The organism is Stenotrophomonas sp. YJH_SMC_110 (genome assembly GCF_059369255.1).
The window spans coordinates 90,432-105,676 of the sequence record NZ_JCAFSM010000006.1 but is presented as its reverse complement, the minus strand read 5'-3'; the positions used below and the strand labels follow the sequence as shown (position 1 = coordinate 105,676).

Genomic DNA, 15,245 nt, shown 5'->3' with positions numbered 1-15,245 from the left:
TGTTATTGGCCGGACCCGGGCCAGGCATGGACTACTGCGGAACTTCATCGCCCTTACCACCTCCCCCACATCGTCATGCCCAAGCACACCCTGCTCGTGGCGGCCCTGGCCGTCGCTCTGGCCGCGCCTTTGTCTGCCGCCGCCGAAACCTCCGCCGACGCCAGTGGCGAAGCCAGCACCCTGGCCGCCGTGCGTGTCACCGGTTCCAACATCAAGCGCACCGATACCGAGGCCTCCAACCCGGTGCAGGTGATCGGCCGCCAGCAGCTGGAACAGACCGGCAAGGCCACCGTGGCAGATGTGCTGCGTTCGATCTCGGCCAACACCGGCAACGCCAGCAACGAAACCACCAACAACGGTTGGGCCTCCGGCTCGGCCGGCATCGGCCTGCGCGGCCTGTCGCAGAAGAACACGCTGGTGCTGCTCAACGGCCGCCGCCTGGCCAACTACGGCTTCCCGGCCGGTGGCCTGTCCGATACGTTCGTTGATCTCAACGCGCTGCCGCTGGTCGCGGTCGAGCGCATCGAAGTGCTCAAGGACGGCGCCTCGGCGGTGTACGGTTCCGACGCCGTGGCCGGCGTGGTCAACATCATCACCCGGCAGAACTTCGAAGGCGCCGAGATCGGCGGCAGCTTCGGCGGTGCCGACCAGGGCGGCCTGCACGAGCAGAACCTGAAGTTCGTCGGCGGCCTTGGTGATCTCGACACCGATGGCTACAACATCCTCTTCAGCCTGCAGGGTTACAACCGCGAACGTCTGGACCAGGACGAACGCAACCTGACCAGGAGCGGCATCTACACCGACAAGCCCGGTGGCCGCTGGAACGGCTGGTCGGCCAAGGGCGCGCGCTACCTGGTCAACGGCGTGTCGGTGCCGATGCTCGACGCCAACGGCAACTGCCCGGTCGGTACCACCCGCGTCGCCAGCGCGCCGATCGACGGCCTGGCCGGCGACACCTGCGGCTTCAACCAGGCCCCGTTCACCACGCTGATCCCCTCGACCAAGCGCTACCAGGCCTATGCCAACGGTACCTTCCGCCTGAACGACAACGTCGAAGCCTTCGGCGAAGTGCTGTACAGCCAGATCAAGAGTGCCGCGTGGTTCGGCAGCAGCCCGTTCTTCACCCTGGAGAGCGGCCGCTTCGCATTGAACGCCAACAGTGGCCTGGCCGAACCGGTGTCGTCGCTGCTGCCGGCCAACAATCCGTACAACCCGTACGGCCGTGCGATCCCGATCGAATACACCTTCTTCGACCTCGGCGGCACGATCAAGACCAACCGTTCCACCGCCTATCGCGGCGTGTTCGGCTTGCGTGGCACCACTGCGAACTGGGACTGGGAAGTGGCTGCATTCGGCGCACGCAGCAGCGAGCGTGAGAGCGTGTCCGGCGGCTTCGCCAATCGCTGGGCGCTGGCCGATGCGCTGGCCACCGGCAGCTACAACCTGCTGAATCCGGCGGCCACGCCGCAGTCGGTACGTGATTCGATCAACATCGCCACGCTGCGCCCGGCCGAGTCCAAGCTGCAGGGCGTCGACGCGAAGATTTCCGGCAGCCTGGGCCACACCTGGGCCGGCGAGATCGGCTTCGCCGCCGGTGCCGAGTGGCGCCGCGAGAAGCTCGATTCCAACAACCCGTGGCAGATCGATGCCGGCCTGCAGGTGCGCCCGGCCATCGCCGAAGTACATGGCCAGCGCCAGGTCAGTGCCGCCTACGCCGAAGTGAACGTGCCGCTGGCCTCGACCCTGGAACTGTCCGCCGCCGCGCGTGCCGATCACTACGATGATTTCGGCGATGCGTTCTCACCGAAGATCGGCCTGCGCTGGCAGCCGCTCGATTTCCTGCTGGTGCGTGCCTCGGCGTCGAAGGGCTTCCGTGCACCGTCGCTGTCGGAGAACTCCAACAGCACCAGCATCGCCTACGGCAGCGTGGCCGACCCGCGTGATCCGGACGTGCCGGGCTCGCGCCAGAATCCGACCTTCTTCACCGTTGGCAACAACGCACTGAAGCCCGAGCGCACCAAGAGCGTGAACTTCGGCGTGGTGCTGTCGCCATGGGCCAACACCAACCTGAGCGTGGACTACTACCGCATCCAGCTGGACAACCTGGTCGGCACCAACAACACCCAGACCCTGGTCAACGACAACGTGGCCGGCGCCGTGCAGCGCGACGAGCGCGGCAAGCTGCAGGCCGTCTACAACCGCTACCAGAACCTGAGCGAGCTGAAGACATCAGGCATCGACGTCGAGCTGCGCCAGCGCATCCCGACCGCTGCGCTCGGCGACTTCACCGTGTCCTCCGCCTACACCCACGTGCGCGACTACCGTCGCCCGACCGTGGTCGGCGGCCCGCTGGTCGACTACGCCGGCAGCAACCTCGGCGCGACCCTGCCCAAGGACAAGGCCACCACCACCCTGGACTGGAAATACGGCGACTTCAACGCCGCGGTGACCTGGTACTACACCAGCAGCTACCGCCAGGAGGCCAGCACCGCCGCCAAGGCCGTGCAGCAGCGCGTCGGCAGCTACAGCCAGTACGACCTGTACCTGGCCTACACCGGCATCGACAAGCTGACGGTGTACGCCAAGGTGCAGAACCTGGCCGACAAGACGCCGCCGTACGATGCCTCGTTCCCGGGCATCCGCGCGCCGTACGACTTCAGCCAGTACGACCTGCGCGGCCGCTACTTCACGCTGGGCTTCGACTACCGCTTCTGATCCACCCGCTGCGACCGGTCTCCCCAGGGGACCGGTCGCGCGACCGCCTGCCGTTGTGTTCCAGGGGAGTCACTGTGTCCTTGCATCGTCGTGCCGTTCTTCCGTTGTTGCTTGCCGCCGCCACCGCACTGTTCCAGCCGCAGCCGGTACAGGCACAGAGCACCTACTTCTTTCCGCAGGCTGCCGATGCAGCGGCGTTCGATACCGCCGTGCCCACGCCGGAGCAGTTCCTCGGCTATCCGATCGGCAGCCGTTACACCCGGCACGACCAGCTGGTGGCGTACTTCCAGGAACTGGCCCGGCGCTCGGACAGGATCAGCGTGCGCGAGATCGGCCGCAGCAATGAGGGCCGCCCGCTGTTGATCGCCACTGTCACTGCCGCAGGCAACCACGCGCGGTTGGAACAGATCCGCCAGCAGCACGCGACGCTGGCCGATCCGGCGCAGCCGCGCAGTGCGGCGGGCGACAGCCCGGTGGTGGTGTGGCTGGGATACAGCGTGCATGGCAACGAGACCTCCAGTGCCGAGGCGGCGATGCTGACGGCTTACTACCTGGTGGCCAACCGCAGCGCCGAAACCCAGCAGTGGCTGCAGCAGGCGGTGGTGCTGTTCGACCCGGCGCAGAATCCGGACGGTCGCGATCGTGCCGCCAACTGGCACAACGCGTGGGCCTCCGATCCGGCCTCGGCCGACCCGGCCGACAAGGAGCACGTCGAACCGTTCCCGCAAGGGCGCACCAACCACTACTTCACCGATCTCAACCGCGACTGGCTGGCCCTGACCCAGCAGGACTCGCGGCCGAAGGTGGAGGTGTTCCACCAGTGGTACCCGAACGTGCAGATCGACTTCCACGAAATGGGCAAGGACAGCACCTACTACTTCGAGCCCTCGCCGAAGAGCATGCACAGTCCGCTGATTCCCGCGGCGTCGTACGAATTCAACAAGACCCTGGCCAGGTACCACGCGCAGGCGCTGGATGCGCTGGGCTCGCTGTACTACACCGGCGAGAACTTCGACAACTTCTCGCCGGTATACGGCTCGACCTACCCGGACTTCCATGGTGCCGTCGGCGTGACCGTCGAACAGGCCAGCTCGCGCGGCCGCGTGCAGGAATCGGTGAATGGCCTGCTGACGTTCCCGTTCACCATCCGCAACCAGGTCGCCACCGGGCTGGGCACGGTGCGTGGCGCAGTGACCGAGCGCAGCGGCCTGTTCGACCTGCAGAAGCAGTTCTTCCAGAGCGCGCTGAAGCAGGCCGCACAGCAGCCGGTGAAGAGCTTCGTGTTCGGTGATGCGCATGACCCAGCCCTGACCCGTCGCCTGCTGGAACTGTTGCTGCTGCATCGCGTCGAGGTGCGCGCGCTGGATCGTGCCGTCACTGTCGATGGCCAGCGCTTCGATGCCGGCAGCGCCTACGTTGTGCCGGTCCAACAGGCGCAGTTCCGCCTGGTGCATTCGATCTTTGCCGAGACGCCGCCGATCAAGGGTGATGTGTTCTACGGCAGCACCAGCTATGCAATCGCACCGGCCTACGGCGTGGCCTTCGCCGGTAGCCGCAGCCGTATCGAAGGCGGTGCACGCGTGACCGCGCTGCCGGCGGCGCAGGGCGCGGTGCTGGGCAGCCAGGCCGGATTTGCCTACGCGATCGACTGGCGCGACTACAACGCCGGGCGCGCGCTGGCTGCACTGCAGGGCAAGGGCGTGAGCGCACGTGCGGCATTCCAGCCGTTCACCACCGCGACCGCGCAGGGCGAGGTCAGCTTCGCCGCCGGCAGCCTGGTGATTCCGGTGGCCGGGCAATCGCTGCAGGGCGCAGCGCTGCTTGAGGCAGTGACGTCGGCCGCGCGCGAGGCGGGTGTGCAGGTGCACGCATTGCCCAGCGGCCGCAGCCGCGAAGGCATCGACCTCGGCAGTGACGGCGTCAAGGCGCTGCGCAAGCCCACGGTCGCGCTGGTGATGGGCGAGGGCGTGGCCGCCACCGAGATCGGTTCGGCGTGGTTCCTGCTCGACCAGCAGCTGCACCTGCCTGCCAGCAAGCTGGACCCGCAGCAGCTGGGCAAGGTGCCGCTGGACCGCTACACCACGATCGTGCTGTCCGGCGGCACCTACACCGGCATCGATGCCACGGCGGTGGCCGCACTGAAGCGCTGGGTGCAGGCCGGAGGTTCACTGGTGACCTACGGCAGCGCCTCGAAGTGGGCGATCGAACAGAAGCTGGCCGACGGCGAGAAGCTCGGTAAGGAAGAAGAGACTGCCGACGAGAGCCGCCGTGCGTTCGGCGACCAGCGCGACATCGCTGCGATCGAGCGGGTCAGCGGCAACATCCTCAGTGCCGACGTGGATACCAGCCATCCGTTGGCGTTCGGCGTGCCGCGCCGGCAACTGGCGATCAACAAGGAAAACACGGTGACGCTGCAGCCGAGTGCGAACCCGTTCTCGACGGTGGTACGCATCGACACGCCGCCGCGGGTGAACGGTTACTTGTCCGAGCGCAACCGCACGCGGGTGGCGGGCAGCGCGTGGCTGCTGGTGTCGGCGCAGGGGCAGGGTAACGTGGTGCTGTTCGCCGATGATCCGGCGCATCGCAAGTACTGGCATGGCACGGACCGGCTGCTGATCAACGCGATCTTCTTCGGGAATCTGGTAAATCCGGCGAAAGCGCGGGGTTGAGGTGTTTGGCGCCGAGTTTCTGTTGTGCTTGGGAGGCAGGGGGCCTCAGCCAGGACACGCCGTAAACCCATCCATGGGGGCTCGATGGCGCCATCCTTGGCGCCAACGGTCCTGGCTGAGGCCCCCTGCCTCCCATGACAGTTTCCTGCGGGCGCGGACGCATCAGACCCCAAGGCGGGAGCAAGGGCAAATACAAAAGCAAAAGCAAAAGCAAAAGCAAAGCCAGGAATTGCGACTTCGGCTTTTGCCTTTGAATTTGAATTTGAACTTGAATTTGATCTTTCTTCTCCCGGCTACCCGGCGGGAGAAGAAGGCGCAGGCAATGCTTGAAGCGGATGGGCATGGGGGCAGCGCAGAACCGTTGGCGCCATGGATGGCGCCATCGAGCTTACATGGACGTATTTACAGCGTGTTCTGCGCTGCCCCCATGTCCATCCGCCCTCGGTACTGCCACCGCGTGCTTTATCACCCGGTAGCCAGCAACAAAAAAAGGACGGCGCGTCAGCGCCGTCCCTCGATAGCCCCCCGCGCAGCGGGAAGCGCCATCCATGTCAGCTGGGATCAGCCGGCGCGACCGCCGCCGTTGCCACCCTGGCCGCGACCACGGCCGCCACCATTGCCGCCACCGCCACGGCGCTGGCCCTGACCCGCGCCCGCACGCTGCTGGCCGTTGCCGCCGCCCTCGCGACGGCCACCACCGGCCTTCTTCGGGCCGGCATGCGCATGGCGCGGCGCATCGCCGTGCGGACGGCGTGCGTGGCTCTTGCGCGGTGCGCGCTCACCGGTATCGTGCTCGGCCTTGCCCGGTGCGCTGTTGCCCCAGCGGATCGGCGTCTGCAGCTCGAAGCCCGGCACATCGCGGATGTCCATGTCGCGGCCCAGCAGGCGCACGATCGCGCGCAGCAGCTTCACTTCATCCTGCGCCACCAGCGAAATCGCCTGGCCGGTCGCGCCGTTGCGGCCGGTGCGGCCGATGCGGTGCACGTAGTCCTCGGCCACCATCGGCAGGTCGAAGTTGATCACCTTCGGCAGCTCGTTGATGTCGATGCCGCGCGCGGCGATGTCGGTGGCCACCAGCACGGTCACGCGGCCGGCCTTGAAGTCACCCAGCGCACGCAGGCGCTGGCCCTGGCTCTTGTTGCCGTGGATCGCCGCGGTCTTGATGCCCGACTTTTCCAGGAACGTGGCCAGCTTGTCGCTGCCATGCTTGGTGCGGGCGAACACCAGGGTCTGCTCGCGGCTGTCCTGCGCCAGCAGGTGCAGCAGCAGGTCGCGCTTGCGGCCGGCGTCGACCGGATGCACGCGGTGGGTGATGGTTTCGGCCACGGTGTTCTTCGGCGTTACCTGGATCTGTTCCGGGTTGCGCATGAACTCCAGCGCCAGCTGGCGGATGTTGTCCTCGAAGGTGGCCGAGAACAGCAGGGTCTGGCGGTTCTGCTTCGGCAGCTTGGCCAGGATGCGCTTGATCGACGGCAGGAAGCCCATGTCGAGCATGCGGTCGGCTTCGTCCAGGATCAGCACTTCAATGCCGGACAGGTCGACGCTGCGACGCTCAAGGTGGTCGATCAGGCGGCCCGGGCAGGCCACCAGCAGGTCCACGCCACGGCGCAGGATGTCCAGCTGGTTGCCCATGCCGACGCCGCCGTAGATGCAGGCGCTGGGGATGCGCAGGTACTTGCTGTAGCCACGCAGGCTGTCATGCACCTGGGTGGCCAGCTCGCGGGTCGGGGCCAGGATCAGCGCGCGTGGCTTGCGCGGGCCGGCACGTACCTCCTGCGAGGCGGTGCCCAGGTGCTGCAGCAGCGGCAGGCCGAACGCGGCGGTCTTGCCGGTGCCGGTCTGTGCGCCGGCCAGCAGGTCGCGACCGGCCAGCGCCAGCGGGATCGCCTGCTGCTGGATCGGGGTCGGGTTTTCGTAGCCCTGCTCGGCGAGCGCGCGCAGCAGGAAGGGCGCCAGGCCCAGCGATTCAAAAGACATTGAGTTTGCTCCAAGTACAAGAAACGCCTGTCCGAGCGGACAGACGGGGGCAGATCAAACTGATCGGCTGACTCGGAGCGTTCCCGTGAACCGCGCTGCGAGAATTGGGTGCAGCCGGCACGAAGCGCAGGCTGGAATGCGTGACGAACGGCGTCGGAGTGGGGGCGGGCGAAGAGGGCGGACCCTGGTCGCCGGCGATCCCGGAGGGAAACGGACGGCCGCTGCAGACCCTGCAAGTCTAAACGATGTTCGAGACTTCGCGCAAAAAGGCCTGTTCAGGTAGGGGCGTGTCTGCAGGGCTGCGCCCTGCACCCGCAGAGGCTGAAGCAACGTCAAAGGCCGGTTCCTGTGGGTAGGCGGGGTGGGTCCGGTGGCAGGGGGCGCTGCAAGTACCCCTCCGGGGCCCGGCCCAGCCGCTGGCGGCTGGGCGTTCGGGCGCTTGCGAAGCGGTGCTTCGCAAGCAAAGCGCCCTCACCCATGTAAGCTCGGTCGCCGCATCCATGCGGCTCACGCCCCTGTCACCGGACCCACCCCGCCTTCGACAGTTTCCTGCGATCTGTCGGAATGGCATGGGGTCAGATCCGTTTTCCGCAGGAAAACGGATCTGACCCCGGAATTTCATTCGATATCTGACAGATTTCATCCACGCATGGCGTGGATCTTATCTCTTGCCGATCTGGCACCTTGGGTGCCGAGAGCCCGGCGTGGGCGACCGTGTGGATCCAGGTCTTGCGACCGAGAAGTAGCTTGGGTCCCCACGCCGGATTCTCCCTGAACCGCCCGAACAGTTGGTTGAGTTGGCGCTCGAACTGATAAGACTGGGCAAGCGGGGAGAGCTCTCGACCCTGTCAGCCTAGCGGAGTTCTGCCATGTTTGGGATCGGGATTGATGTGAGCAAAGCCACGCTGGATTTGGCCGTCCATGGAGAGCAGTTTCGCCAATTCAGCAACGACAAGCGCGGCTTTGTACGCTTAATTCGGTGGCTGAAGACGTGGCCGATCAAGCAGGTCGTTCTTGAGGCAAGCGGGGGTTACGAGCGTGCTGCTCTGGATGTATTGCACGCCGCCGGCCTGCCGATGGTGCGAATCAATCCGGCGCGTGCACGGCGATTTGCCCAAGGCACGGGCCGTGCCGCAAAGACCGATCGGCTCGATGCGACAGTGCTGGCGCAGATGGCCCATTTGTTACCGCTGACCCGCTACGTACCGCCTGCCCCTTGGCAGCAGCGTCTGGCTGAATTTGCGCAATGCCGCAGGCATCTGGTGCAGATGCGGGTCAGTGAGATGCAGCGCTTGCGGCGATTGGTTGATCCGGATCTGATTGCGATGAAGCAACGCTATATAGCTCAGCTATCTGACGACCTGAAGCAACTGGACAAAGCTATTGCCGAGCAGCTTGAGGGACAGCCTGGCTGGAAGAACATCGGCGCGCTCAAAGGCGTCGGCCCCATCCTGATCAGCACACTGGCCTGCGAGTTGCCCGAACTGGGCAGCTTGGGAAGCAAAGCCATAGCGTCGCTGGTGGGGCTGGCCCCGATGAACCGCGAAAGTGGCACTTGGCAGGGCCAACGGCGGATCAGTGGTGGGCGCGCGGTGGTACGCGAAGCCCTTTACATGGCGGCCCTGACGGCCATCCGGTACGAGCCAAGACTGCGCGCGTTTTACGCTGGCCTGAAGGCCAAGGGCAAAGCGAGCAAGGTGGCGCTCGTGGCGGTCATGCGCAAAATGCTGGTGATCCTCAACGCCCGTAAGCGGGACGCCGAGGTGGCCCTCGGCTGCCCCTGACAAGACAGTTGCTACTGGCCACCGGCCTACTGTCGAAGGCGGGGTACTGTGGGTTTGCGGGGTGTGAGCGGCATGGATGCCGCGACCAAGCCCCCATGGATGGGTTTACGGCGTCCCCGCAAACCCACAGTGCCTCGCCATCCCACGGAATGTCCGCTGTTGCTGTTGCGTCGGCTGTTGCCTTGGCTTGAAGCGGGTGCAGGGCTGCAAGCCCTGCCGAACCCCCCACTACGGTAGGGTGGGCCGATGCCGCGCTGCAGCTTGGCGCCGCCGCAGATTTTATTACACTTGAAACTTGTTTGCCCACGACTCCGGACACCCACCCATGAAGCTTGGTTCTTTGAAGGAAGGCGGCCGCGACGGCACCCTGATCGTCGTCTCGCGTGACCTGCGCCACGGCGTGCGCGCCACCGGCATTGCCGCCACCCTGCAGCAGGCCCTGGAGGACTGGAGCCACATCGCACCGCGCCTGAACGCCCTGTACGAATCGCTCAATGCCGGCGATGCCGATGGCGTGTTCGACCTCGATCCGCAGGCACTGGCCGCGCCGATGCCGCGCGCCTATGAGTTCGTCGATGGCAGCGCCTACCTGCCGCACGTCGAGCGCGTGCGCCGTGCCCGTGGCGCCGAGGTGCCGGAGAGCTTCTACACCGACCCGCTGATGTACCAGGCCACCAGCGCAGGCTTCTACGGCCCGCGCGATGCGGTCAAGGTGGTCAGCGAGGACTACGGCATCGACCTGGAAGCGGAGATCGTGGTGATCACCGACGACGTGCCGATGGCGGCGACCCCGGAACAGGCAGCCGGTCATATCCAGTTGGTCGGCCTGGTCAACGATGTCTCGCTGCGCAACCTGATCCCGGGCGAGCTGGCCAAGGGTTTCGGCTTCCTGCAGTCCAAGCCGCGCTCGGCGCTGTCGCCGGTGTTCGTCACCCCTGACGAGCTGGGCGCCGCGTGGCAGGACAGCAAGGTGCACCTGCCGCTGCTGACCCACATCAACGGCCAGTGGTTCGGTGCGCCGGAAGCGGGCGTGGACATGCAGTTCAATTTCGCCCAGCTGGTTTCGCATGCGGCCAAGACCCGTCCGCTGGTCGCCGGCACCATCGTCGGCTCGGGCACCATCGCCAACGAGGACACCAGCAAGGGTGCGTCGTGCTTCGCCGAGCAGCGCGTGGTCGAAACCCTGCGCGACGGCAAGCCGAGCACGCCGTTCATGTCGTTCGGCGACGTGGTCCGCATCGAGATGCTCGATGCCGCCGGTAACAGCGTCTTCGGTGCGATCGAGCAGCGCATCGAACAGGCGGCCAGGCCCTGAGCATGGAGGCGGCCATGGAGATCCCGGTCGACGACGGCATCGTGCTGTACACCTACTGGCGATCCAGCGCCGCCTACCGCGTGCGCATCGGCCTGGAGCTGAAGGGCCTGGCCTGGGAGGCCCGGCCGGTGCATCTGGTGCGCGACGGTGGCGAGCAGCACCGGGATGCCTATCGGGCGCTCAACCCGCAGCAGCAGGTGCCGACCCTGCTGCATGAGGGGCATGTGCTGACCCAGTCGCTGGCGATCCTCGAATACCTGGACGAGCGCTTTCCGCAGGTACCGCTGCTGCCGGCCGACGCCGCCGGCCGCGCGCGGGTGCGGGCGCTGGCCCAGCTGGTGGCCTGCGACATCCACCCGATCAACAACCTGCGGGTGATGCAGTACCTGGAGCGCGATCTGCAGGTGCCGGCCGATGCGCGCACGCAGTGGACCCTGCACTGGATCGCCGAGGGCTTCGCGGCGATGGAAGCCCTGCTGGTCAACAGCCGTGACACCGGCGCCTTCTGCCATGGTGACCGTCCCGGCCTGGCCGATATCTGCCTGCTGCCGCAGCTGTACAACGCCCACCGCTTCGGCCTGGACCTGGCACCGTACCCGACCCTGCGCCGCATCGAAGCGGCCTGCCAGGCAGTGGATGCCTTCGACCGCGCACGCCCGGAAAACCAGCCCGACGCCGCCTGAAAAAAAGGGGACGGAGGGGATTAAGTCGTATATGCACTTACGACTTAATCCCCTCCGTCCCCTTTCTGCCGCAAACGGGCCAGGTCATCGCGGAACACCCGGTAGGCTTCCTCGCGGCGCGCATCGTCGGTCTGCCGCAACACCCATGCCGGGTGCACCGTGGCGTAGCCGCGCGTGCCGTCCTCGAGGGTGTGCCAGCGTCCGCGGTCGCGTGCGAGGTCGAAACCACGACCGAATACCGAGGCTGCGGCTGTCGCGCCCAGGCACACGATCACCCGGGGCCGCACACGCGCGATCTCACCCATCAGCCAGGGGCGGCAGGCCTGGATGTGGCGGCTTTCCGGTCGCTTGTGCAGCCGCACCTTGCCGCGCCGCTCATGGTGGAAGTGCTTCACCGCGTTGGTGAGGTACAGCTGGGCGCGATCGATTCCCAGTTCCGCCAGTGCGCGGTCCAGCACCTGGCCGGCGGGTCCTGCGAACGGCTGCCCGCGCAGATCCTCGGTGTCGCCGGGTTGTTCTCCGACCAGCATCACCTCGGCCCCTGCCGGCCCCTGCCCGAATACGGTCTGCGTGGCCTGCTCCCACAACGGGCACTGGCGGCAGGCACTGGCCTGTACGCGCAGATTGTCCAGGCTGCTGGCATCGGCTGCCGGCGTCGCAGCGTTCGCACGCGGGGGAATCCTGCGTTGCGGTGCCTGTGCCGGCCGGTCATGCATTTCCTGCACGCGGTCGGCCGCGTCGCGCACCAGGCGTGGCAGCAACTGTGCTTCAGGCAGGTGGCGCCAGTACTTTGCCGGCATCTCCTGCATCATCATCCGTGTGTTGAGCCGCGCCGGATTGAAGATGCTGGCGTAGTAGGTCTGCCACAGCGACTCGCGTGCATCCTCGGCCGGGGCATCTTCGCGCCGTGCACCGGGGCCGAAGGCAAGCGCCTGCCCATCCCAGGCGACGCTGCGCGAAGGGGTCAGGATCGCCCAGCGCATGCCGGTGAAGCGGCGCGCGAAGAACGGCGCGACCCGGTCGACGATGTGGTGTTGCGGCTCGAACCAGGCGATGAACGCATCGGGCTGGCCAGGTACCTCGCGGAAGCGCACGAATGCCTTCATCTTGTGCGTGTCACGGCGGACGGCCTGGGCGAGGGCTGTCGCGCGCAGGACATCGGCGTCGGCGGGGTTGCCCAGCACTGATCGCTCGCCATGGGCGATGCGCCACAGCAGGCGATACAGCAAGGCCAGGCGCTGGGGATCCCGATGGCACAGGCAGGTGGCCGCCAGCTCCAGGAAGTCACGTGGAACGTTGGGTGCACCGGCCACGGCAAGCATCGGCGCCTGCTGCACGGCCGGCGCATCCAGCAGCGACGTGTCACTCCCTTCCAGCCAGTCCAGCTGCGGCGGGGCAACGCCGCGCAGCAACGCTTCGCGCGCAGCATCGCGCCAGGCCTGCAGCGACCACGGCGGATCCACCCGCAGCGACCAGCGCTGCGCGTCAGGATGCAGACGGGGCATCGAAAAGCGAACCCTGGCGCGGCGGCGGGGCCAGCTGCGCGCGCAGCGCCGCCGGATCATCCAGTGCTTTGCGCGGGTGATGGTCGGCCAGCAGCACGAACGGCAGCAGCTTGCTCATCGGTGCCCTCAGGCGCGCGATGTCGGCCACGCGCAGCCGCCCGTGGCGGCGTGCCATCAGCACGCGCTTGACGTTGCGCACGCCAAGGCCGGGCACGCGCAGCAGCATTTCCTTCGGTGCCCGGTTCAGATCGACCGGAAAGCGCTCGGGATGGCGGATCGCCCAGGCCATCTTGGGGTCGATATCCAGGTCGAGCATGCCGTCCTGGGTGGTATCGGTAATCTCCTCCACACCGTAACCGTAGAAGCGCAGCAGCCAGTCTGCCTGGTAAAGGCGATGTTCGCGCTGCAGCGGTGGCGGCTGCAGTGGCAGCTGCCGGCTGGCGTCCGGAATCGGGCTGAACGCGGAGTAGTAGACCCGGCGCATGCGGTAGTTGCCGTACAGACTGTCGGCGCTGGCCAGGATCTGCTGGTCGTTTGCCCCGTCCGCGCCGACGATCATCTGGGTGCTCTGCCCGGCCGGTGCGAAACGGGGAGGGCGCGGGCGAGCACTGCGACTGGCCGTCGGCGCCACCGCTGCGGGGGACTTGCGAGCCTCCTTGGCTTCCTCAATGCGCCAGCGCAGTTCGCCCATCGCGCCACGGATCGAGTGCACCGTCTTCTCCGGTGCCAAGGCGCTCAGGCCGGCTTCGGTCGGCAGTTCCACGTTGATGGACAGGCGGTCCGCATAGCGCCCGGCACTGGCCAGCAGTTCCGGCGAGGCCTCGGGAATGGTCTTGAGGTGGATGTAGCCGGCGTAGCGGTGTTCTTCGCGCAGCTGCCGGGCCACTTCCACCATCTGCTCCATGGTGTAGTCCGCATTGCGGATGATGCCGCTGGACAGGAACAGGCCCTCGATGTAGTTGCGCTTGTAGAAGTCCAGGGTGAGCGTGACCACCTCGTCCACGCTGAAACGCGCGCGGGCCACGTTGCTGGAGACCCGGTTCACGCAATAGGCGCAGTCGTAAATGCAGAAGTTGGTCAGCAGGATCTTCAGCAATGAAACGCAGCGGCCATCGGGCGTGTAGCTGTGGCAGATGCCCATGCCCTCGGTACTGCCGATACCGCCACTGGCGCGCGAATCGCGTTTGCCCGAGCCGCTGGAGGCGCAGGACGCGTCGTATTTGGCGGCGTCGGCCAGAATGGCCAGCTTGCGGATGGTTTCCATTGAGGAAACCTACGGATGAGGGGTCTCATTGGATGAGACCGCCCATGAACGCTTCAGAAAAAAGGGGACGGAGGGGATTAAGTCGCAAATGCACAAACGACTTAATCCCCTCCGTCCCCTTTTTCGTGGGGTCAGAAGCCGTGGGTGATGCTGGGTGCGCCGGCCGAGAAATCGGCGTACGGGTCGTGCTCGCCGCTGCTGCCTTCGGACAAACGGAACTTCAGGGCCAGGCCATCGCGCGAGTCGGCCGCGCGCAGCGCTTCCTCCTGCTCGATGATGCCCGCCTTGGCCAGCCGGAACAGGCACTGGTCGAAGCTCTCCATGCCTTCTTCCAGCGAGCCTTCCATCGCCGCCTTGATCTCGTGCACCTGGCCGCGACGCAACAGGTCGCGGATCATCGGCGTATTGATCAGCACCTCGGTGGCCGGCAGGCGACGGCCCTCCTTGTTCTTCACCAGGCGCTGGCTGATCACCGCACGCAGGTTCAGCGCCAGGTTCATCAGCACGTTCTTGTGCGCGCTTTCCGGGAAGAAGTTGAGGATGCGCTCGATGGTCTGGTCGGCGTTGTTGGAGTGCAGGGTGGCCAGGCACAGGTGCCCGGTCTCGGCGAAGGCGATCGCCGCCTCCATCGTTTCCGCATCCAGGATTTCGCCGATCAGGATCACGTCCGGCGCTTCACGCATCGCGTTCTTCAGCGCGTTGTGGAAGGCGTGGGTGTCCAGGCCGACCTCGCGCTGGTTGACGATCGACATCTTGTGCTTGTGCAGGTACTCGATCGGATCCTCGATGGTGAGGATGTGACCGGTCGTGGTGCTGTTGCGGTGGTCGATCATCGACGCCAGCGAGGTGGACTTGCCGGAACCGGTGGACCCCACCACCAGCACCAGCCCGCGCGGGGTCATGATGACGTCCTTCAGCACCTGCGGCAGGTTCAGCTCCTCGATGCTCGGGATACGGCTGCGGATGGCGCGGATGACCATCCCGACCTCGCCCCGCTGCTTGAACACGTTGACGCGGAAGCGCCCGGCATCGGGCAGGGCGATGGCCATGTTGAGCTCCAGCTCGCGCTCGAACTGCGGCACCTGGCCTTCGTCCATCAGCGAGTAGGCGATTTTCTTGACCATGCCCGGCGGCAGGCCGGTGTTGCCCAGCGGATAGAGCTTCCCCTCGATCTTGATGTAGACCGGTGCCCCGGTGGTCAGAAACATGTCCGAAGCGTTCTTTTCGGTCATCAGCTTCAGGAAGTAGCCGATATCCATTGCGAATTTTCCCCAACGAAACGGCCGACGCCCGTTGCCAGCACGGTGTCGGCTTGACGACAATGGCCGTGAAC

At 66.3% G+C, this 15,245-nt stretch carries 9 protein-coding genes; 5 read left to right on the top strand and 4 right to left on the bottom strand.

Annotation, left to right across the window (positions count from 1 at the left end; genetic code table 11):
• Positions 1 to 75: 75 nt before the first annotated feature.
• Together AC5P6H_RS12745 and AC5P6H_RS12740 are read left to right on the top strand one after the other, a co-directional pair.
• Positions 76 to 2,715, top strand: coding sequence for a TonB-dependent receptor (locus tag AC5P6H_RS12745; protein WP_046428687.1), 2,640 nt, complete (start codon positions 76 to 78; stop codon positions 2,713 to 2,715).
• A gap of 74 nt (positions 2,716 to 2,789) precedes the next feature.
• Complete coding sequence (locus AC5P6H_RS12740; protein ID WP_495202712.1) at positions 2,790 to 5,384, top strand: M14 family zinc carboxypeptidase; 2,595 nt, start codon at positions 2,790 to 2,792, stop codon at positions 5,382 to 5,384.
• 561 nt (positions 5,385 to 5,945) lie between these two features.
• Here AC5P6H_RS12740 and AC5P6H_RS12735 read toward each other — a convergent pair.
• Complete coding sequence (locus tag AC5P6H_RS12735; RefSeq protein ID WP_046428694.1) at positions 5,946 to 7,361, bottom strand: DEAD/DEAH box helicase; 1,416 nt, start codon at positions 7,359 to 7,361, stop codon at positions 5,946 to 5,948.
• An 869-nt stretch (positions 7,362 to 8,230) separates the two neighbouring features.
• Between AC5P6H_RS12735 and AC5P6H_RS12730 the strand changes: the two genes are divergently transcribed.
• The 3 genes from AC5P6H_RS12730 to maiA all read left to right on the top strand — a co-directional run bounded on the left by AC5P6H_RS12730 (position 8,231) and on the right by maiA (position 11,143).
• Complete coding sequence (locus AC5P6H_RS12730) at positions 8,231 to 9,145, top strand: IS110-like element ISStma6 family transposase (RefSeq protein ID WP_495202711.1); 915 nt, start codon at positions 8,231 to 8,233, stop codon at positions 9,143 to 9,145.
• A gap of 325 nt (positions 9,146 to 9,470) precedes the next feature.
• Entirely contained in the window at positions 9,471 to 10,460 is a 990-nt protein-coding gene (locus AC5P6H_RS12725) for a fumarylacetoacetate hydrolase family protein (RefSeq protein WP_495202710.1), read from the top strand.
• Between the two features lie 14 nt (positions 10,461 to 10,474).
• Positions 10,475 to 11,143, top strand: a complete 669-nt coding sequence (maiA, locus tag AC5P6H_RS12720) for a maleylacetoacetate isomerase (RefSeq protein ID WP_032957926.1) — start codon at positions 10,475 to 10,477, stop codon at positions 11,141 to 11,143.
• Positions 11,144 to 11,187: 44 nt separating this feature from the next.
• Here maiA and AC5P6H_RS12715 read toward each other — a convergent pair whose 3' ends face one another.
• The 3 genes from AC5P6H_RS12715 to AC5P6H_RS12705 form a co-directional block, all read right to left on the bottom strand.
• Complete coding sequence (locus AC5P6H_RS12715) at positions 11,188 to 12,648, bottom strand: UdgX family uracil-DNA binding protein (protein WP_495202709.1); 1,461 nt, start codon at positions 12,646 to 12,648, stop codon at positions 11,188 to 11,190.
• Positions 12,629 to 13,912 (bottom strand): putative DNA modification/repair radical SAM protein, encoded by a 1,284-nt coding sequence (locus AC5P6H_RS12710; protein WP_495202708.1) that lies wholly within the window; start codon positions 13,910 to 13,912, stop codon positions 12,629 to 12,631. The genes AC5P6H_RS12715 and AC5P6H_RS12710 overlap by 20 nt, the downstream gene beginning before the upstream one ends.
• Positions 13,913 to 14,043: 131 nt before the next feature.
• Positions 14,044 to 15,171, bottom strand: a complete 1,128-nt coding sequence (locus tag AC5P6H_RS12705; protein ID WP_014645840.1) for a PilT/PilU family type 4a pilus ATPase — start codon at positions 15,169 to 15,171, stop codon at positions 14,044 to 14,046.
• Positions 15,172 to 15,245 lie beyond the last annotated feature (74 nt).

What these genes read in the sequence shown, in the direction of transcription:
- AC5P6H_RS12730 (WP_495202711.1), top strand. Translation starts at nt 8,231, where the DNA reads ATGTTTGGGATCGGGATTGATGTGAGCAAAGCCACGCTGGATTTGGCC.
- AC5P6H_RS12725 (WP_495202710.1), top strand. Translation starts at nt 9,471, where the DNA reads ATGAAGCTTGGTTCTTTGAAGGAAGGCGGCCGCGACGGCACCCTGATC.
- AC5P6H_RS12705 (WP_014645840.1), bottom strand. Translation starts at nt 15,171, where the DNA reads ATGGATATCGGCTACTTCCTGAAGCTGATGACCGAAAAGAACGCTTCG.
- AC5P6H_RS12735 (WP_046428694.1), bottom strand. Translation starts at nt 7,361, where the DNA reads ATGTCTTTTGAATCGCTGGGCCTGGCGCCCTTCCTGCTGCGCGCGCTC.
- maiA (WP_032957926.1), top strand. Translation starts at nt 10,475, where the DNA reads ATGGAGATCCCGGTCGACGACGGCATCGTGCTGTACACCTACTGGCGA.
- AC5P6H_RS12710 (WP_495202708.1), bottom strand. Translation starts at nt 13,912, where the DNA reads ATGGAAACCATCCGCAAGCTGGCCATTCTGGCCGACGCCGCCAAATAC.
- AC5P6H_RS12715 (WP_495202709.1), bottom strand. Translation starts at nt 12,648, where the DNA reads ATGCCCCGTCTGCATCCTGACGCGCAGCGCTGGTCGCTGCGGGTGGAT.
- AC5P6H_RS12745 (WP_046428687.1), top strand. Translation starts at nt 76, where the DNA reads ATGCCCAAGCACACCCTGCTCGTGGCGGCCCTGGCCGTCGCTCTGGCC.